Source organism: Streptodolium elevatio, from assembly GCF_053592165.1.
This window is the reverse complement of sequence record NZ_JBSFVE010000001.1, coordinates 304,182-322,494: the sequence shown is the minus strand read 5'-3', so window position 1 is coordinate 322,494 and position 18,313 is coordinate 304,182. Positions and strand designations below refer to the sequence as shown.

At 72.5% G+C, this 18,313-nt stretch carries 17 protein-coding genes; 12 read left to right on the top strand and 5 right to left on the bottom strand.

Annotated elements, in window-relative coordinates; translation table 11 throughout:
* Positions 1 to 186: 186 nt before the first annotated feature.
* Positions 187 to 1,761: a histidine ammonia-lyase gene (gene hutH, locus ACWD12_RS01420; protein ID WP_450097851.1), complete on the top strand. Its 1,575-nt coding sequence runs from the start codon at positions 187 to 189 to the stop codon at positions 1,759 to 1,761.
* A 397-nt stretch (positions 1,762 to 2,158) separates the two neighbouring features.
* Positions 2,159 to 2,980, top strand: coding sequence for a MurR/RpiR family transcriptional regulator (locus tag ACWD12_RS01415; RefSeq protein WP_358364097.1), 822 nt, complete (start codon positions 2,159 to 2,161; stop codon positions 2,978 to 2,980).
* A gap of 3 nt (positions 2,981 to 2,983) precedes the next feature.
* Here the strand turns inward: ACWD12_RS01415 and ACWD12_RS01410 are convergent, their stop codons facing one another.
* Both ACWD12_RS01410 and ACWD12_RS01405 read right to left on the bottom strand, forming a co-directional pair.
* Complete coding sequence (locus ACWD12_RS01410; RefSeq protein ID WP_450097850.1) at positions 2,984 to 3,157, bottom strand: hypothetical protein; 174 nt, start codon at positions 3,155 to 3,157, stop codon at positions 2,984 to 2,986.
* Positions 3,158 to 3,263: 106 nt separating this feature from the next.
* A complete protein-coding gene (locus tag ACWD12_RS01405) occupies positions 3,264 to 3,569 on the bottom strand; it encodes a hypothetical protein (RefSeq protein ID WP_450097849.1) in 306 nt (101 codons plus the stop codon).
* Between the two features lie 201 nt (positions 3,570 to 3,770).
* Here ACWD12_RS01405 and hutU point away from each other — a divergent pair, with 201 nt between their 5' ends.
* The 8 genes from hutU (at position 3,771) to ACWD12_RS01365 (ending at position 13,454) form a co-directional block, all read left to right on the top strand.
* The gene (gene hutU, locus ACWD12_RS01400) at positions 3,771 to 5,444 is read left to right on the top strand and encodes a urocanate hydratase (protein WP_450097848.1); all 1,674 of its coding nucleotides are present in this window, start codon (positions 3,771 to 3,773) and stop codon (positions 5,442 to 5,444) included.
* Between the two features lie 11 nt (positions 5,445 to 5,455).
* Complete coding sequence (locus tag ACWD12_RS01395) at positions 5,456 to 6,706, top strand: allantoate amidohydrolase (protein ID WP_450098193.1); 1,251 nt, start codon at positions 5,456 to 5,458, stop codon at positions 6,704 to 6,706.
* A gap of 23 nt (positions 6,707 to 6,729) precedes the next feature.
* Complete coding sequence (locus tag ACWD12_RS01390; protein ID WP_450098192.1) at positions 6,730 to 8,052, top strand: formimidoylglutamate deiminase; 1,323 nt, start codon at positions 6,730 to 6,732, stop codon at positions 8,050 to 8,052.
* 128 nt (positions 8,053 to 8,180) lie between these two features.
* Positions 8,181 to 9,353, top strand: coding sequence for an imidazolonepropionase (gene hutI, locus ACWD12_RS01385; protein ID WP_450097847.1), 1,173 nt, complete (start codon positions 8,181 to 8,183; stop codon positions 9,351 to 9,353).
* A gap of 181 nt (positions 9,354 to 9,534) precedes the next feature.
* Entirely contained in the window at positions 9,535 to 10,728 is a 1,194-nt protein-coding gene (locus ACWD12_RS01380) for an acyl-CoA dehydrogenase family protein (protein WP_450097846.1), read from the top strand.
* A 152-nt stretch (positions 10,729 to 10,880) separates the two neighbouring features.
* Complete coding sequence (locus ACWD12_RS01375) at positions 10,881 to 11,768, top strand: DUF998 domain-containing protein (RefSeq protein WP_450097845.1); 888 nt, start codon at positions 10,881 to 10,883, stop codon at positions 11,766 to 11,768.
* On the top strand, positions 11,672 to 12,562 hold the full coding sequence (locus ACWD12_RS01370) for an alpha/beta fold hydrolase (protein WP_450097844.1): 891 nt from the start codon (positions 11,672 to 11,674) through the stop codon (positions 12,560 to 12,562). Before ACWD12_RS01375 ends, ACWD12_RS01370 begins: the two co-directional genes overlap by 97 nt.
* A gap of 403 nt (positions 12,563 to 12,965) precedes the next feature.
* Complete coding sequence (locus ACWD12_RS01365; protein WP_358363223.1) at positions 12,966 to 13,454, top strand: general stress protein; 489 nt, start codon at positions 12,966 to 12,968, stop codon at positions 13,452 to 13,454.
* A 61-nt stretch (positions 13,455 to 13,515) separates the two neighbouring features.
* On the opposite strand, the gene corA is transcribed toward ACWD12_RS01365, so the two are convergent.
* A complete protein-coding gene (gene corA / locus ACWD12_RS01360; RefSeq protein WP_450097843.1) occupies positions 13,516 to 14,604 on the bottom strand; it encodes a magnesium/cobalt transporter CorA in 1,089 nt (362 codons plus the stop codon).
* Positions 14,605 to 15,065: 461 nt separating this feature from the next.
* Between corA and ACWD12_RS01355 the strand changes: the two genes are divergently transcribed.
* Positions 15,066 to 15,674, top strand: coding sequence for a suppressor of fused domain protein (locus tag ACWD12_RS01355; protein ID WP_450097842.1), 609 nt, complete (start codon positions 15,066 to 15,068; stop codon positions 15,672 to 15,674).
* Positions 15,675 to 15,825: 151 nt separating this feature from the next.
* On the opposite strand, the gene ACWD12_RS01350 is transcribed toward ACWD12_RS01355, so the two are convergent.
* Both ACWD12_RS01350 and ACWD12_RS01345 read right to left on the bottom strand, forming a co-directional pair.
* Positions 15,826 to 16,257 carry a universal stress protein gene (locus tag ACWD12_RS01350; RefSeq protein WP_450097841.1) on the bottom strand — a complete coding sequence of 144 codons (432 nt, stop codon included), beginning with the start codon at positions 16,255 to 16,257 and terminating at the stop codon, positions 15,826 to 15,828.
* Between the two features lie 119 nt (positions 16,258 to 16,376).
* On the bottom strand, positions 16,377 to 17,594 hold the full coding sequence (locus tag ACWD12_RS01345) for an MFS transporter (protein ID WP_450097840.1): 1,218 nt from the start codon (positions 17,592 to 17,594) through the stop codon (positions 16,377 to 16,379).
* Between the two features lie 172 nt (positions 17,595 to 17,766).
* On the opposite strand from ACWD12_RS01345, the gene ACWD12_RS01340 reads away from it, so the two are divergent.
* Positions 17,767 to 18,273, top strand: a complete 507-nt coding sequence (locus ACWD12_RS01340) for a MaoC family dehydratase (protein ID WP_358363233.1) — start codon at positions 17,767 to 17,769, stop codon at positions 18,271 to 18,273.
* Positions 18,274 to 18,313 lie beyond the last annotated feature (40 nt).

Sequence of the window (18,313 nt, the reverse complement as noted above, 5' to 3'; positions counted from 1 at the left end):
CTGTTTCGTCGTTCCCGCGCGGTGTACCCGCGGACCGCGTCCCGTCCACGGACCTGCCCCGCGCCGTGCCGTTGCCGTCCCCAGCCTGACGCACCGGGGGGCCAGGTCGCGCCGACGGTCCCGCGGCTTCTCCGCCAACCTCCGCCAACCCCTCGCGGTGTCGTCAACTATGCACATAATGTGCTGGTGAATAAGGATCTGCACAACGGCTCCGTTCCCGCCGTCACCGTCGCCGAGGCCGGCCTCACCCCGGCCGACGTCCTCGCCGTCGCCCGCCACGCCGCCCGCGTCGACCTGTCCCCGCGCGCGCTGAAGGCCATGGCCGCCAGCCGCGCGGTCGTCGACGACCTCGCGGCGTCCCCGCGCCCGGTCTACGGCGTCTCCACCGGCTTCGGCGCCCTGGCTACCCGCCACATCAGCACCGAACTGCGCACCCGGCTCCAGCACTCCCTGGTCCGGTCGCACGCCGCCGGCATGGGCCCGCACGTCGAGACCGAGGTGGTCCGCGCCCTGATGCTGCTGCGGCTGAAGACCCTCGCGTCGGGACGCACCGGCGTACGCCCGGAGGTCGCCCAGGGCATGGCCGCCCTCCTCAACGCGCGCATCACCCCCGTCGTGCACGAATACGGCTCGCTCGGCTGCTCCGGCGACCTCGCCCCGCTCTCGCACTGCGCGCTCGTGCTCACCGGCGAGGGCGAGGCCCAAGGCCCCGACGGCGTCGTGCGCCCCGCCGCCGAACTCCTCGCCGAACACGGCCTCACCCCGATCGAGCTGCGCGAGAAGGAGGGCCTGGCCCTCATCAACGGCACGGACGGCATGCTCGGCATGCTGCTCATGGCCCTCGCCGACCTCGCCGCGCTGTTCACCGCCGCCGACGTGACCGCCGCGATGACGCTGGAGGCGCTGCTCGGCACCGACCGCGTCCTCGACCCGGCGCTGCACGCGATCCGCCCGCACCCCGGCCAGGCCGCGAGCGCCGACAACATGCTGCGCGTCCTCGCCGGATCCGGCATGACCGGCCACCACCAGGACCAGAAGCCCCGCGTGCAGGACGCCTATTCGGTGCGTTGCGCGCCGCAGGTCGCGGGCGCGGGCCGCGACACCCTCGCGCACGCCGCGCTCGTCGCCGAGCGCGAGCTGGCCGCCGCCGTCGACAACCCGGTCATCCTCGACGACGGCCGCATCGAGTCGAACGGCAACTTCCACGGCGCGCCCGTCGCGTACGTCCTCGACTTCCTGGCGGTCGCGGTCGCCGACCTCGGCTCGATCTCCGAGCGCCGTACCGACCGCCTCCTCGACCCCGCGCGTTCGCACGGGCTGCCGGCGTTCCTCGCCGACGACCCCGGGGTCGACTCGGGCTTGATGATCGCGCAGTACACGCAGGCCGCGCTGGTCTCCGAGTGCAAGCGGCTCGCCGTGCCGGCCTCGGTCGACTCGATCCCGTCGTCCGCGATGCAGGAGGACCACGTGTCGATGGGCTGGAGCGCCGCCCGCAAGCTGCGCTCCGCGGTCGACAACCTCACGCGCATCCTCGCCGTGGAACTCGTCGCCGCCGCACGGGCCACCGACATCCGCACCCAGTCCGGCGACCTGGCCCCGGCCCCGGCGACCGCGGCGGTCATCGCGGCGCTGCGCGCGGCGGGCGTCCCGGGCCCCGACTCCGACCGGTTCCTGTCCCCGGAACTTGCCGCGGCCGAGGAGTTTGTACGCTCAGGCGCGCTGGTCCGCGCGGCCGCCTCGGTCGCCGGGCCACTGGCCTGACGCGCCGCCCCCGCTCGGGGGCGGCCCGCGCGACGACGAGAGCGCACGGAGAGCGGAAGGGAGAGGGGGAGCGATGGTGGCGGTGGACGGTACGTCCGATCCCGGAGCCGACGTGTCCGAGGCGCGGGACGCCGTCGGCAGGCCGGAGGCGTCCGGCCGGGACGGCCGGCCGGACGCCCGGCTCGACAGGCACGAAGCGCACGACCTGCCCGACAGGTCCGACGGCCACGACGCCTTCGGTACCGCGACCGGGGCGACCACGGACGCCCCGGAGGTAGCGGCCGACGACGACCCCCGCACCGCCGACGACCCCCACCCCGCGGACGACCCCCACTCCGCGGACGACCCCCACACCACGGACGACACCGACGACCCCCGCGACAGCCCTTCATCCCGCCTGCTGGCCTTGTTCGAGCAGCACCGGCTGACCCCGACCCAGCGGCGCATCGCGCACTGCCTGGTCCGGCACGCGGGGGAGGCGCCGTACCTGTCCAGCGTCGAGGTCGCGCAACTCGCCGGGGTCAGCCAGCCGTCGGTGACGCGCTTCGCGGTCGCGCTCGGCTTCGACGGCTATCCGGCTCTGCGCGCCCGCTTGCGCACCCTCGGCCTGCCGGTCCGCACCGAGACCGAGGCGGAGGTGCACCGCAACGAGTACGTGGGCGCGGTGCACGCCGAGATCGCGAACCTGACGCGCCTGGCCGAGCAGCTGGCCGACCCCGGCCCGGTGGCCAAGGCCGCGGCGCTGCTCGCCGATTCGCGCCCGCTGGTGGTGCTGGGGCTGCGTACCGGCATGGCGCCGGCGCGCGGCTTCGGCTACTTCGCGGCCAAGGTGCTGCCCGAGGTACGTGTCCTCGACGAGGGCGGCTCCCTGCTCGCCGACCGCCTCGACCAGGCCCGGGCCGCGGGCGCGACCGGCGTACTGTGCTTCGCGCTGCCGCGCTACCCGCGTGAACTCACCGACGCGCTGCGCACGGCCAAGGACCTGGGCCTGCGCATCGTCACCATCGCGGACGGCCCCTTCGCCCCCGCGGCGGCGCTGTCGGACGCCGTGCTCGTGGCGGGTGTCAGCGGCCAGCTCGTCTTCGACTCGTGCGGCGCGCCGATGCTCCTCGGCCAGGTGCTGCTGCAGGCGATGTGCGACATCACCCCGGGCCGCGCCCAGGCCCGGCTGGAGGAGTTCGACCGCCAGGCCATGGAGCGCGGCCTCTTCGAGGCGTGAGTGTCAGGAGCCGTTCCGGTCCTTGCGGGCGGTTCGGCGGACGCTCATGCAGGCGATGCCGATCAGCAGCAGTGCCGCGGCGGTGCCCAGCGGCCAGACCAGTGACCCGAACCGGGCGCCGGTTCCCGCGAGTTCGACCCCGGGGTGGGCACCGGGGTGCCCGTTGCCCGGTGGCACCTCGGGACGGGGCCCGCCCGGTCGGACGTCGGGCTGCCAGTCACTCGGCTTGCCGTCCTGGTGCCAGTGACCCGGCCGGCCGCCGTGGTGCCACCCGCACGGCGGATTAGCGGCGGGTCGGCTGCCGTCCGGTCTGCGGCCGTCGGGTGCGGTCGGCGCCGCCGCGGCCCCAGGCCAGGCCCACGATCACGCCGACCAGGGCCCCGCCGCCCGCGATGAGGCCGGTGGCCGCGTAGCGCGGCGTACTGAGCAGGAAGCCGCCGGTGCAGAAGAACAGTCCGGTGAGCAGCACCGCCAGGGCGATGCCGCTCTCGCGCACCCGGGCGCGCCCGAAGGTCAGGAGTGCGCCGGACGCGCCGACCGCCAGGGCGCCGAGTGCCGTGAGGCCCCAGATCAGCTGCTCAAGTTGCATCGCGTCTCGGCCCGGCTCTCTCACATTGGGGATGAAATCTCCCAAAAGCCTAACCGGGTGGCTGATATGCCCCCTGTCCGGCACCCTGAATACGAGATACATTCACTCTCGAACACTTTGAAGATTTCCATGCAAGCTCCAGGCAAGCCGCTCGGCGCCGGTCCGCACAGGCCGGACGGACCGGGCGGGAGGGGAAGAGACATGACGGACCCCACGGCCGGCGCCCGCCCGGTGCGCGCCCCGCGCGGCACCGCGCTCAACACGCTGGGCTGGGCGCAGGAAGGCGCCCTGCGGATGCTCATGAACAACCTCGACCCCGAGGTCGCCGAGCACCCGGACAAGCTGGTGGTCTACGGCGGCACCGGCAAGGCCGCCCGCGACTGGCGGTCGTACGACGCCATCGTGCGCACCCTCCAGACCCTGCGCGGCGACGAGACCCTGCTCGTGCAGTCCGGCCGCCCCGTCGGCGTCATGCAGACCCACGAGTGGGCGCCCCGCGTGCTCCTCGCCAACTCCAACCTCGTCGGCGACTGGGCCAACTGGGAGGAGTTCCGCCGCCTGGAGTCCCAGGGCCTGACCATGTACGGCCAGATGACCGCCGGCTCGTGGATCTACATCGGCACGCAGGGCATCCTCCAGGGCACCTACGAGACCTTCGCCGCGGTCGCCGCCAAGCGCTTCGGCGGCACCCTCGAAGGCACCATCACCCTCACCGCCGGACTGGGCGGCATGGGCGGCGCCCAGCCCCTCGCCGTCACCATGAACGGCGGCGTGGCCATCTGCATCGAGTGCGACCCCTCGCGCATCGAGCGCCGTATCGAGCACCGCTACTGCGACGTCCGCGCCGACAGCGTCGACGAGGCCCTGCGCCTGGCGGTCGAGGCCCGCGACGCCCGCCGCCCGCTGTCCATCGGCCTGCTCGGCAACGCCGCCGAGGTCGTCCCGCAACTCCTCGCGATGGACGCGCCGATCGACATCGTCACCGACCAGACCAGCGCGCACGACCCGCTCGCGTACCTCCCCCTCGGCGTCGCCTTCGAGGACATGGCCGAGTACGCGCGCGACAAGCCCGCCGAATTCACCACCGCCTCCCGCGACGCGATGGCCCGCCACGTCGAGGCCATGGTCGGCTTCCAGGACAAGGGCGCCGAGGTCTTCGACTACGGCAACTCCATCCGGGGCGAGGCCAAACTCGCGGGCTACGACCGGGCGTTCGACTTCCCCGGCTTCGTCCCCGCCTACATCCGCCCGCTGTTCTGCGAGGGCAAGGGCCCCTTCCGCTGGGCCGCCCTCTCCGGCGACGCCAAGGACATCGCGGCCACCGACCGCGCCGTCCTCGACCTCTTCCCGGAGAACGACTCGCTCGCCCGGTGGATCAAGATGGCCCAGGAGAAGGTGCACTTCCAGGGTCTGCCCGCGCGCATCTGCTGGCTGGGCTACGGCGAGCGCGACAAGGCCGGCGAGCGCTTCAACGACATGGTCGCGAGCGGCGAACTGTCCGCCCCGGTCGTGATCGGGCGCGACCACCTCGACTGCGGCTCGGTCGCGTCGCCGTACCGCGAGACCGAGGCCATGCTGGACGGCTCGGACGCCATCGCGGACTGGCCGCTGATCAACGCCATGGTCAACGTCGCGTCCGGCGCGTCGTGGGTGTCCATCCACCACGGCGGCGGCGTCGGCATCGGCCGCTCGATCCACGCCGGCCAGGTCACCGTCGCGGACGGCACCAAGCTGGCCGGCGAGAAGATCCGCCGCGTGCTCACCAACGACCCCGGCATGGGCGTCATCCGGCACGTCGACGCGGGCTACGACCTGGCCGCCGACGTCGCCGCCGAGCGCGGCGTGCGCGTGCCCATGCGGGAAGACGCGTCGTGACCTTCGAAGCCATGTGGCGGGACCTGCTGCCGGTCGGGCGCGACGCCCGCACCGGCGGCTACCGCCGGTTCGCGTGGAACGCCGCCGACCTGGAGTGCCGGGCGTGGTTCCGGGCCGAGGCGGCGCGCCGCGGGCTCGTGTACGAGATCGACCGCAACGGCAACCAGTGGGCCTGGTACGGCGGTTCGGCCCCGGACGCCGACTGGACCCCGGCCGACGCCCGGGACGCCGTGGTCACCGGGTCGCACCTCGACTCGGTGCCGGACGGCGGCGCGTACGACGGTCCCCTCGGCGTCATCTCCTCCTTCGCCGCGTTCGACCTCCTGGTCGAACGGGGCGCGGCCTTCCACCGGCCCCTCGCGATCGTCAACTTCGGCGACGAGGAAGGCGCCCGGTTCGGCGTCGCGTGCGTCGGCTCGCGCCTCGCGGCGGGCGTGCTCACCCCCGAGCAGGCCCGCGACCTGCGCGACGCCGACGGCACCCGCCTGCCGGACGCGATGGCCGCCGCCGGGTACGACCCCGAGAGTATCGGCGCCGACCCCGAACTCCTCGACCGCATCGGCTGCTTCGTCGAACTCCACGTCGAACAGGGCCGCGCGCTCGTGGACCGCGACGCGGCGGTCGGCGTGGCCTCGGCCATCTGGCCGCACGGGCGCTGGCGCTTCGACTTCCGCGGCGAGGCCAACCACGCGGGCACCACGCGGCTGGAGGACCGCCGCGATCCGATGCTGACGTACGCGACCACCGTGCTCGCCGCGCGCAAGAAGGCGCGGCTAGCGGGTGCGGTGGCGACCTTCGGCAAGGTCGCCGTCGAGCCCAACGGCACCAACGCGATCGCCTCCCTGGTGCGCGGCTGGCTCGACTCGCGCGCGCCCGAGGAAGAGGTCCTGGACGCCGTCGTCGCCGAGATCGCCAAGGCCGCGCGCGAGCGTGCCGAGCGCGACGGGACCGGCGTCGACGTGGTGCGCGAGTCGTACACGCCGGTCGTCGAGTTCGCCGGCGGCCTGCGGGACCGGATCGCCGGGCACCTGGGCGGCGTACCGGTGCTGCCCACCGGCGCCGGGCACGACGCGGGCATCCTGTCCGCCACGCTGCCGACCGCCATGGTGTTCGTACGCAACCCGACGGGGGTATCGCATTCCCCGGCCGAGTCCGCGGAGATGTCCGACTGCCTGGCCGGGGTCGGCGCCCTCGCGGACGTGCTGGCCGACCTGCTCGCGGACAAACCCGCGGACCTGATCGACAAGGGACCGACCGCGTGACCGCTCTGCCCCCCACCCGAGCCCTGTGGTGCGAGATCGTGCACACCCGCACCGGGATCGAACGCGACGTCGTCGTCGAGGTGCACGACGGCCGCATCACCGCCGTGCGGCCCGACACCCCCACGCCGCCGCCCGGCGCCGCGGTACGCCGCGGACTGACCCTCCCCGGCTTCGCCAACGCCCACTCGCACGCCTTCCACCGCGTGCTCCGCGGCCGCACGCAGGCCGGCTCCGGGACCTTCTGGACCTGGCGCGAGATGATGTACACGGCCGCGGCCAAGCTGGACCCGGACACCTACCTGGCGCTCGCCCGCGCCGTGTACGCCGAGATGGCCCTCGCCGGGATCACCTCGGTCGGCGAGTTCCACTACCTGCACCACGCCCCGGGCGGCACCCCGTACGACGACCCCAACGCGATGGGCAAGGCCCTCGTCGAGGCCGCCCGCCAGGCCGGGATCCGCATCACGCTCCTCGACACCTGCTATCTGACCGGCGGCATCGGCGAGAAGCTGACGGGCACCCAGCTCCGCTTCGACGACGGCGACGCCGACCGCTGGGCCGCGCGCGTCGACGGCCTCAAGGGCGACGACCACGCCCGCATCGGCGCGGCCGTGCACTCCGTACGCGCCGTCCCCGCCGCACAGATCCCCGTCGTCGCCGCCTGGGCCGCCGAACGCGAGGCACCGCTGCACGCACACGTGTCCGAGCAGCCGGCCGAGAACCACGCGTCGCTGGAGGCGTACGACAACACCCCGGTCGGCGTCTTCGACGACGCCGGCGCGCTCGGCAGCCGCTTCGTCGCGGTCCACGCGACCCACCTCACCGACCGCGACATCGCGGTCCTCGGTACGTCCGGCGCCGGCGTCTGCCTGTGCCCGACCACCGAGCGCGACCTCGCCGACGGCATCGGTCCCGCCGGCGAACTCTCGCGCGCCGGAGTCCCGTTGTCGCTCGGCACCGACAGCCAGGCCGTGATCGACATGTTCGAGGAGGCCCGCGCCGTCGAACTGGACGAACGCCTGCGCACCGGCAGCCGCGGCCACTTCACCACCGCCCGCCTCCTCGCGCACGGCACCGTCCTGGGGCAGGCTGCCCTCGGCTGGGACGACGTCGGCCGCATCGAGCCCGGAATGCACGCCGACCTGGTCACCGTCGGCCTGGACTCGGTACGCCTCGCAGGGACACTGCCGCGCCTCGCCTCCGAGTCCGCGGTCTTCGCCGCCACCGCGGCGGACGTCACACACGTCATGGTCGGCGGCCGGACCGTCGTGGCGGACGGCGTGCACCAGACCGTCGAGGACGTCCCCGGCGAACTCGCCAGGACGATCAGGTCCTTGGTCGAGTAGCCGGCAAGCCGTGGCGGCCTCGACCCGCGCGCCGGGCCCCGCACGACCGCCTCGGCCCCGTCGGCCGCCCCGCCTGCACCCGGCCCCACTCCGCATCCGCACCCACCTACTCCCGGAGAACCGCGCCCGTGGCGTCCTTCCTGATCGACAACATCGCGTCCCTCGTCACCAACGACCCGTCGCTCGGGGACGGGCCGCTCGGCGTCCTGCGCGACGCGGCGGTCGTGCTCGACGGCGAACGGATCGCCTGGGTCGGACCGGCCGGCGACGCGCCGCCCGCCGACGCCCGGCACGACGCGGCGGGCCGGGCGGTGATCCCGGGCTTCGTCGACTCGCACGCGCACCTCGTCTTCGCGGGCGACCGCACCGACGAGTTCGCCGCCCGGATGGCCGGGCAGGCGTACGCGGCCGGAGGCATCCGCACCACCGTCGCCGCCACCCGCGCTGCGACCGACGAGGCCCTCGCCGCCAACCTCGAACGCCTGGTCGCCGAGGCGGCACGGCAGGGCACCACGCTCATCGAGTGCAAGTCCGGCTACGGCCTGACCGTCGACGACGAGGCCCGCGCCCTGCGCCTGGCCGGACAGGTCACGGACGAGGTCACCTACCTCGGCGCGCACGTCCTCGCACCCGAGTACGCCGACGACCCCGCCGGATACGTCGACCTCGTCACCGGCCCCATGCTCGACGCCTGCGCGCCGCATGCCCGCTGGGTGGACGTCTTCTGCGAGCGCGGCGCGTTCGACGGCGACCAGGCGCGCGCGGTCCTGACCGCCGGGATGGCCCGCGGGCTGGTACCGCGCGTGCACGCCAACCAGCTCGGCCCCGGACCGGGCGTACAACTGGCCGTCGAACTCGGCGCGGCCTCCGCCGACCACTGCACGCACCTCACCGACGCCGACATCGACGCCCTCGCCGGAACGTCCACCGTCGCGACCCTGCTCCCGGGCGCCGAGTTCTCCACTCGTGCCGCCTACCCGGACGCGCGCCGGCTCCTCGACGCGGGCGCCACCGTCGCGCTCTCGACCGACTGCAACCCGGGATCGAGCTTCACGACCTCGGTCCCCTTCTGCATCGCCGTCGCCGTACGCGAGATGGGCATGACCCCCGACGAGGCCGTCTGGTCCGCCACCGCCGGCGGCGCGGCAGCCCTCCGCCGCACCGACGTGGGCCGCATCACCCCAGGCGCGCGGGCCGACCTCGTCGAGCTCGACGCCCCCTCACACGTACACCTCGCCTACCGCCCCGGCGTCCCCCTGGTCCGCACCGTATGGCGGCAGGGAGCCCTCGTGGAGGCCTGATCCGCAGAGCCCCGATGCCTGACAAAGCGTCAGAGATTGCTCGGCCGGGATTACGGGGGTCCCCCTGTCGGGGAGAGCCCCCGTCGTACATACTCCCCAGTAACCCTCACGACCAGACGCGTGGCCGGGACCAGCCGCCGAGCAGGCCCGGACATGCGCGTACACGAGAAGGAGGCGCCTGGTGGGCCGCCTTGCGCAGACCGACGGGCTGACCGACGTCCAGCAGGAGATCCTCTCCACCGTCCGCACCTTCGTGGACAAGCAGATCATCCCCGTGGCGACGGAACTGGAGCACCGGGACGAGTACCCGACGGAGATCGTCGAGGGCATGAAGAAGATGGGGCTGTTCGGCCTCATGATCCCGGAGGAGTACGGCGGTCTCGGCGAGTCGCTGCTGACCTACGCGCTCGTGGTCGAGGAGATCGCGCGCGGCTGGATGAGCGTGTCCGGCATCATCAACACGCACTTCATCGTCGCGTACATGATCCAGCAGCACGGCACGCAGGAGCAGAAGGACTACTTCCTGCCGAAGATGGCCGAGGGCGAGATCCGCGGCGCGTTCTCGATGTCCGAGCCGCACTGCGGTTCGGACGTGTCCGCGATCCGCACCAAGGCGGTCAAGGACGGCGAGTTCTACGTCCTCAACGGTCAGAAGATGTGGCTGACGAACGGCGGCACGTCCAACCTCATCGCGGTGCTCACCAAGACCGACGAGGGCGCCGACTCGGTCTACCGCAACATGACGACCTTCCTGATCGAGAAGGAGCCGGGCTTCGGCGAGACGCGCCCGGGACTGACCGTCCCGGGCAAGATCGACAAGATGGGCTACAAGGGCGTCGACACGACCGAGCTGGTGCTCGATGGCGTGCGGGTGCCCGAGGACCGGGTGCTGGGCGGCGTCCCCGGCAAGGGCTTCTACCAGATGATGGACGGCGTCGAGGTCGGCCGCGTCAACGTGGCCGCGCGCGGCTGCGGTGTCGCGCAGCGGGCGTTCGAGCTGGGCGTGCGGTACGCGCAGCAGCGCGAGACCTTCGGCAAGCAGCTGCACGAGCACCAGGCGATCCAGTTCAAGCTGGCGGAGATGGCGACCAAGGTCGAGGCCGCGCACCAGATGATGGTGATGGCCGCCCGCAAGAAGGACGCGGGCGAGCGCAACGACCTCGAGGCCGGCATGGCGAAGTACCTGGCGTCGGAGTACTGCAAGGAGGTCGTCGAGGACGCCTTCCGCATCCACGGCGGCTACGGGTTCTCGAAGGAGTTCGAGATCGAGAGGCTCTACCGCGAGGCTCCGATGCTGCTCATCGGCGAGGGCACGGCCGAGGTCCAGAAGATGATCATCGGGCGTCGCCTGCTCGAGGAGTACAAGCTGCGCTGACACGCGCTGCCCGGACGACCCGCGGCCCGGCTGTCCCGACGGACGGCCGGGCCGCGGCGTTTCGCGGCGTAGGCCGAACGGGTCGTCATCCGGCGGCACCTCACTGCTTCGGGTGATCACCCGGTCGGCCCGTGCGTGAGAGCCTGGAAGCAATGATCACGAACCGCTCGGAACGGGCCGTTTCGCCCGCTGCCGCCTGCTTGTTGCTGGCGGTCGCGGCGGTGGCGTACAGCTCCTGGGTCCTGGAGGCGGCGCTCCCGACCAAGCTGAGCACGATCGACGGCTTCGCGAGTGAGTTGTTCGCGGCGGACCAGCCCTACCGGTGGTTCTTCGGCGGCCTCGACATCGTCGCGGGCGTGTGCGCGGCGGTCGCCGCGGGGCTTGTGCTGCGCCTCGTCCGCGGCGAGCGTCCCGGGCTGCGCTGGGCGTACGTCGGCTGGGCGGCCGTCGTCGTCTTCGGCGTCGCCACGGTCCTGGACGTCGTTTTCCCGCTCGACTGCGCTCCCTCCCTCGCGCCGTGCGAGGCAAGGGAGTTGGCCGGGCGGTTGTCGTGGCGGCACGACATGCACCTGGTCACGAGCGTGCTCGCGAACGCCGCGGGACTGGTGGCGATAGCGGCGCTGTGGTGGTCGGCGCGAGACGGTACGGCGCGGCCGGTGCCGTCACATCGGTGGGGTGCCGCGTTGTTCTGGGGCGCGCTGGTGATGACCCTGGCGACGATGCTGCTGAGCCTGCACGACATGCGCTTCGACGTGCCGTCCTTCCTCGCCGACGGGCAGGGCGTCCCGCAGCGCGTGCAGGTGGGGTTGTCGGCGGTGTGGCTCGGCGTCGCGGCCGCGTCGCTGCGCCGAACCGGGGCGGATGGCGGCGATGATGACCGCACCGGTGGTCACGACGCGGCGCGTGCGGGGGAACCGGACCCGGGGAGAGCGGGGAGAACGACATGGCAGGCGAAGGACGGCCGCCCGGTGAGTTCGTCGAGGTCGACGGCGTGGTCCTGCACGTGGTCAGGGACGGGCGCGGTGACGGGCCGGCCGTAGTCGTCACGAGCGGGCTGGGCGGAGCTTGGTGCGACTGGGACCTCGTGGCACCCGAACTCGGCCGGGACTGCCAGGTGGTGCGGTTCGACCGGCCCGGGCTCGGGTTCAGCGCGCCGGACCCCGCGCCGCAGACGCTGGACGGCGAGGCGGCGCGGATCGCGGCGTTGGTTGCGCGGCTCGGTGTACGCGGGCCGTACGTGCTGGTCGCGCACTCCTTCTCGGCGTTCCACGCGGAGGCTTTCGCGCGGCTGTTCCCCGAGCAGGTGGCCGGGCTGGTGCTGGTCGATCCGAGCGTCGAGGCGTCGCCCCGCGTGCGGCCCGCCCCCGAGTTGCGGGTCAAGGCCGCCCGCACGGCGGGTGCGGCCTTTCGGGTGACGGGGCTCAGCCGTCCGCTCGGGCCCGCGCTGCGGTGGCTGGCCGTGCTGGCCCTGTCGCGCCGGGGACGGGACGTCGCGGATCCGAGATGGGCGCGGAAGGCGTACGGGTCGGGCCGGTTCCTGGCGGCGGCGTTCGCGGAGAACACCATGTACCGCGACCAGGCCGCCGAACTCGTCGCGCTGCGCAAGCGGCGTGCCCTGCCGGATGTGCCGCTGCGGGTGCTCGCGGGCGCGGGCGGCCGGGAGACGCTGGCGGTGCGGGCCCGGTGGCTGCGCGCGCAGCGGACGCTCGCCGACCTGGCCCCGCGCGGCCGCTGCGACGTGCTGGACGACGCCGCGCACCTGCTGATGATGGACCGGCCGGACGCCGTGGTGGCGGCAGTGCGCGAGGTCCTCGCCGAAGCCAAGACGGACTGACACCGGCCGAGCCGGGACGGACGTCGGTCACACGGGGATCGACGTCGGCCGAGCCGGGATCGACTCCACCGGGTCGGGATGGCGTCCACCGAGCCGAATGGACGTGGCCCACATGTGGCGGACGAGGTTGTCCACAGCCAACGAATTGAGACCCCGCTCCAGGGGGTTTCAGCACAGGCGGCGGATATCGTGCGCGGGTTGTCCACAGGCGGTGGACGGGCGGCACCGGGGTAGGCGCTTGCGGGAACGGGCTTCGGGAACGGGCTTCGGGAACAGGCTTCGAGAAGTGGCTCCGGTGTGCTTTGCCGCTTATCGGGTAAACGGTTGCGAAGCAGACGATCTTCCTCGGCTCCCGAGGGCGGCCGAGCCCTGCTTCCCAGTCCCCGACCTTGGAGAAGACACGATGTTCGGACAGGAGAGGATTCCTCCGTCCGCCGGCGCCAAGCCGGTCGGCGGCGAGGTCATCGCGTCCTACACGGACTATGCGGGCGCCCAGCGTGCCGTCGACTACCTGTCCGACAACGAGTTCCCGGTCGAGCACACCGCGATCGTCGGTGCGGACCTCCGCCTGGTCGAGAACGTCCTCGGCCGACTCGACGCCAAGAAGGCGGCCATGGCCGGCGCCGCGAGCGGCGTGTGGTTCGGCCTGCTGATCGGGCTGTTCCTGGGCATCTTCGCGGAGCGCGCGACCGGGTGGATCTGGATCGTGCTGATGGGCGTGGTCTGGGGTGCGCTCGCCGGTGCGCTGTTCGGGTGGATCGGCTACCGCAGCATGGGCGGTAAGCGCGACTTCGTGTCGACGAGCCAACTCGTCGCGGCGCGCTACGACGTGCTGGTCGAGACGCAGTTCGCCGAGCGCGCCCGCAACATCGTGGGCCGCCTGAGTCTGTAGCCGCCCGAGTCCGCAGCCGTCTGACCTGCAACCGCCTGGCCCCGTGACGGCCTGGCCCCGTTCAGAGCCAGCCGTTGCGCCGGAACCCGCGGTGGATCACCAGGCACACCGTGAGGGTCACGCCCAGCACGGTCGGGTAGCCGTACTTCCATTGCAACTCGGGCATGTGGTCGAAGTTCATTCCGTAGATCCCGGCGATCATCGTGGGCACCGCGAAGATCGCGACCCACGCGGAGATCCGCCGCATGTCCTCGTTCTGCGCGACCGTCACCTGCGCGAGGTTCGCCTGCAAGATCGAGGTCAGCAGTTCGTCGAACGACGCGATCTGCTCGCTCACGCGCGCGAGGTGGTCCTCGACGTCGCGGAAGTACTCGCGGATGTCCGGGTGCACCTGCCGCATCGGGCGCTCGGCGAGCGCCTGGAGGGGCCGGGCGAGCGGCGTCACCGCGCGCTTGAGCTCCAGGAGTTCGCGCTTGAGCTGGTAGATCCGCCCGGCGTCGCCGCTGCCGCGGCCGCCGAAGACCTCGTTCTCGACCTCGTCGATGTCGTCCTGGAGCGACTGCGTCACGTCGAGGTACGCGTCCACCACCCGGTCCGCCACCGCGTGCAGCACCGACGACGGCCCCGCGGCCAACAGGTCCGGGTTGCCCTCCAGCCGGTGCCGCAGTTCGCCGAGCCCGCCGTGCAGGCCGTGCCGCACGGTGATGACGAAGTTGCGGCCGAGGAACACCATGATCTCGCCGGTCTCGACGACCTCGCTGGTCGCGGTCAGGTGCTCGTGCTCGACGTAGCGCACCGTCTTGAAGACCGCGAACAGGGTGTCGTCGTAGCGCTCCAGCTTGGGGCGCTGGTGCGCGTTGACGGCGTCCTCGACGGCGAGCGGGTGCAGGTCGAACCGCTCGGCGATGCCCGCGAGTTGGGCCGCGGTGGGCTCGTGCAGGCCGATCCACACGAAGCCGTCGCCGCGCGTGTGCACGTCGTGGATGGCCGCCTCGGGTCCGGCGCAGCCCGACTGCCGCCTGCCGTCGCGGTAGACCGCGCAGTCCACCACGCAGTCGCCGTCCACCGGATCCGGGAGGGCGGTGAGCAGCGGCGTACGGCGGACGACGTGCGGACGTACGGCGGCACGCAGGTCGCGGATCATCGACATGGCGGGCTCCTTCACAGGAGGGCGCGCGTCAAGGCAGGCGTGTTCCCCGGCACATTGCGTGGCGCGATGGTGCGGGGAACGCGGCCGACCCCGGTGCGGGCGGCAATGGGGCACCGCCCAGCCGAGAGGCTGGGGGAAGGACAGGGATGCCGTCCGGTGGCCCGTTCGTCGCGGTGCGCGGCGCTTTCCGCGGGCCCGTGGTCACGGGCGGGGGAAAGAACAGCGGGGGACCGCGGTGCGGGTCAGGCGGTGTGGGCGCGGGCGGCGTATCGAGGGAGATCGGGTGAACCGCCGGTACTGCACGATGGACTGGTATGCACCACAACCACCTCCCTCGGCCTGTCCCCGCTGGGGGTACGACTCGACGCCTCGCCCGACGTTCCGGGGTGGGCCAGCAAATCAGGGTAGCAGGCGGCAAGTTGCCGCACGGGCGCGTTGCGGGGAACCCGTACGATGCCCAGATGTTCGACTTGACGCCGCATCACGAGCCGCCCGACCCCGTCCCGGCGGTGGAGGCCCACCTCGTCGAGGCGTTCGGCGAGCCGTCCGGTCGCGCCGGGGTGACCTTCGTCGGCACCGACCGCATCGAGGTGCTGCGCTTCGGCCCCGACGAGGTCGGCGTGTCGCGGTACGCGACGCTCGGCATGTCCCGCGTCCCGATGACCGATCCGGCCGCGGCGCTCGCCGACCCGGTACGCGGTCCGCGTGCCGAACTGGTCCTGTCGGTACGCGGCGCGCAGGACTCGGTGCTGCGTCCGCTTGCCGTGCTGGCGGCGTCGCCGCAGGTCGAGGGGATCGTGGTGGCACCCGGCGCGTCGCTGGACGTAGGCGGCCCGCTGTGGGACGGCGCCGCGTTCACCGCCGTCCTGGTGGCCGAGCCGGGCGGGCTGGTCGCGGACCTCGCGCTGCCCGAGCCGGCGGAGGCCGTACGGTTCCTGCCGCTACTGCCGATGACCGCTGCCGAGACCGCGTGGAAGCGGGTGCACGGCGCCGAGGCGCTCCAGGAGCTGTGGCTGCAGAACGGGACCGACCTGCGCGATCCGAGGCGCAGGGCGGTCCCGCTGAGCTGACCGGGCCGACCGGCCGCGCGGCGACGGCCCCGCACCGCCGCCGCTTGAGTGCGTCCGTTGCGTGCGTCCGCCGGGTGCGTTGCGCGCGTTTGCGTCCGTCGCGTGCGTACGGTTCACGGCACGAAGAACGGCGCCGCCGCGTGCGGGTGGCTCACGGCACGAGCAGCACCGGGCACGGCGACCGGTGCACGACCGCGTCACTGACGCTGCCGAGGAACAGGCGCGCCATGCCGTGGTGCCGGCGGGCACCCAGCACCAGGAGGTCGGCGCCGTAGTCCTTGACCTGGTCGAGGACGGCATTGGGCACGTCGCTGCGCAGCGTCTCGCCGGTCCAGCCCTCGACGGTGCCGACGCCCGCCGCGCGCAGGATGTCGACGGCGTCGGTGACGGTCTTCTTCGCGGTGTCGGAGTCCTCCTCTTCGACGACCCCGCCGACACCCCCGCCGCCGTCGATGACGTCGACGGCCTGGACGTGCAGTACCCGGACCTTGGCGTCGAGCGGCTTGGCCAGGCCGGCCGCGGCGGCGAGGACGTCGGCGGTCTCGGGGGTGGAGTCGACGGCGACAAGGATGCGCTCGTACATGGTTCCTCTTCCTGTGCGTGCTGCGCTGCTGTGCGTTCTGCTGTGCGTGGTCTTGCGTGCGGATCTGCGGTGCGTGGCGTGTGTCTGCGCGTACCCGAGGGGCCGGGATTCAGGCGCGGTCAGCCCGCCGCGGGCACCGGGTGCGGCTGGGCGGCGGCGGGCGTGTGGTCCGCGGCGGCGGTCGCGAGCAGCCGGTGCGCTCCGGCCAGGACGCCCGCGGCGGCGAGGCAGGTGCCCGTCGCGACCAGGAACGGGACGTGCACGTTGAAGTGCTCGTGGAGCTTCGGGGCGAGGTACGGCGCGGCCGCGGCGGCGAACCAGCGCACGAAGTTGTACCCGGCCGAGGCGACCGGCCTCGGCGCATCCGACACCTCCAGAGCCAATTCCGTGAACACAGTGTTGTTGATCCCGATCAGCGCGCCCGAAACGATGACTCCCGTCACGATCACGGCCTTCGAGCCGTACGCGATGACGGCGAGGTCGGCGGCGAACACCACGAGGCTCGCGGCCGCCACCGCCACCGAGCCGAAGCGGGACTGCAGGCGCGGCGCGACGAGCACCGAGAACAGCGCGAGCAGGATGCCCCACGCGAAGAACACCGCCCCCGACTTGTACGGGCTCATGTCGAGCACGAACGGGGTGAACGCCAGGACCGTGAAGAACGCGTAGTTGTAGAAGAACGCCGATCCGGCGGTGGCCGCGAGCCCCTTGTGGGCGAGTGCCTTCAGCGGGTCGAGCAGCCCGGTCTTCCGGGCCGGCCGGGGCTGCTCCTCGAGGAACACGGTGATGGCCGCGAAGCCGATGGCCATCAGGGCGGCCGTCCCGTAGAACGGGTAGCGCCAGGACGCGTCGCCGAGCACCGCACCGAGCAGCGGGCCGCACGACATGCCGAGGCCGAGCGCCGACTCGTAGAGCAGGATGGCCGCCGCGCTGCCGCCGCTCGCGGCGCCCACGATGACGGCCAGCGACGTGGACACGAAGAGCGCGTTGCCGAGGCCCCAGCCGGCGCGGAAGCCGACGAGTTGGCCGACCGAGTCGGACGTACCCGACAAGGCGGCGAACACCACCACGAGGGCGAGCCCCAGCAGTAGGGTGCGGCGACCGCCGATGCGGCTCGACACGAACCCGGTGACCAGCATGGCCACCGCGGTGATGAGGAAGTAGCTGGTGAACAGCAGCGACACCTGGCTCGGGGAGGCGTCGAGGCCCTTGGCGATCGAGGGGAGGATCGGGTCGACGAGGCCGATGCCCATGAACGCCACGACGGCGGCGAACGCCGTCGCCCAGACGGCCATGGGCTGCTTCAGGATGCCGCCGCCGTGCTCGCCCGCTGCCATGTCTTCCTCCGATCGTTAGCTCAGCTAATAAATGTAGCGTACACTTAAATTGTCGGGAGTCCACCCGCGCCCGGCCGCCGCTCGGCGGGGCCGCCTACCTGTCGGTAACCCCGGTCGGGAATGATGTGCCGCAGAACCCCACGGGGCTCCCCGAGAGAGGACCGCATACACCATGCAGTTTGGCCGCTACTACGAGGAGTTCGAGGTCGGTGCGACGTACAAGCACTGGCCCGGCAAGACGGTCACCGAGTACGACGACCACCTGTTCTGCCTGCTCACGATGAACCACCACCCGCTCCACATGGACGCCAACTACGCCGAGAAGACGACCGACTTCGGCAAGAACGTCGTGGTGGGCAACTACATCTACTCGCTGCTGCTCGGCATGTCCGTGCCGGACGTCTCGGGCAAGGCGATCGCGAACCTGGAGATCGAGTCGCTGCGGCACGTCGCGCCGACCTTCCACGGCGACACCATCTACGGCGAGACCAATGTGCTCGACAAGTGGGAGTCCAAGTCCAAGGACGACCGCGGCGTCGTGTACGTCGAGACCAAGGGCTACAAGCAGGACGGCACCCTGGTCTGCATCTTCCGCCGCAAGGTGATGGTGCCGAAGACGTCGTACGGCGATGCGCGCGGCGGCGAGCAGCCCGGCCGTCCCGAACTCCGCGAGGACTGACACACCCGACACACCCGAGCGCCCGTGAACCCGGGGAGCC

What these genes read in the sequence shown, in the direction of transcription:
- ACWD12_RS01405 (WP_450097849.1), bottom strand. Translation starts at nt 3,569, where the DNA reads ATGCAACTTGAGCAGCTGATCTGGGGCCTCACGGCACTCGGCGCCCTG.
- hutU (WP_450097848.1), top strand. Translation starts at nt 3,771, where the DNA reads ATGACGGACCCCACGGCCGGCGCCCGCCCGGTGCGCGCCCCGCGCGGC.
- ACWD12_RS01395 (WP_450098193.1), top strand. Translation starts at nt 5,456, where the DNA reads ATGTGGCGGGACCTGCTGCCGGTCGGGCGCGACGCCCGCACCGGCGGC.
- ACWD12_RS01375 (WP_450097845.1), top strand. Translation starts at nt 10,881, where the DNA reads ATGATCACGAACCGCTCGGAACGGGCCGTTTCGCCCGCTGCCGCCTGC.
- ACWD12_RS01370 (WP_450097844.1), top strand. Translation starts at nt 11,672, where the DNA reads ATGGCAGGCGAAGGACGGCCGCCCGGTGAGTTCGTCGAGGTCGACGGC.
- ACWD12_RS01365 (WP_358363223.1), top strand. Translation starts at nt 12,966, where the DNA reads ATGTTCGGACAGGAGAGGATTCCTCCGTCCGCCGGCGCCAAGCCGGTC.
- corA (WP_450097843.1), bottom strand. Translation starts at nt 14,604, where the DNA reads ATGTCGATGATCCGCGACCTGCGTGCCGCCGTACGTCCGCACGTCGTC.
- ACWD12_RS01355 (WP_450097842.1), top strand. Translation starts at nt 15,066, where the DNA reads ATGTTCGACTTGACGCCGCATCACGAGCCGCCCGACCCCGTCCCGGCG.
- ACWD12_RS01350 (WP_450097841.1), bottom strand. Translation starts at nt 16,257, where the DNA reads ATGTACGAGCGCATCCTTGTCGCCGTCGACTCCACCCCCGAGACCGCC.
- ACWD12_RS01345 (WP_450097840.1), bottom strand. Translation starts at nt 17,594, where the DNA reads ATGGCAGCGGGCGAGCACGGCGGCGGCATCCTGAAGCAGCCCATGGCC.
- ACWD12_RS01340 (WP_358363233.1), top strand. Translation starts at nt 17,767, where the DNA reads ATGCAGTTTGGCCGCTACTACGAGGAGTTCGAGGTCGGTGCGACGTAC.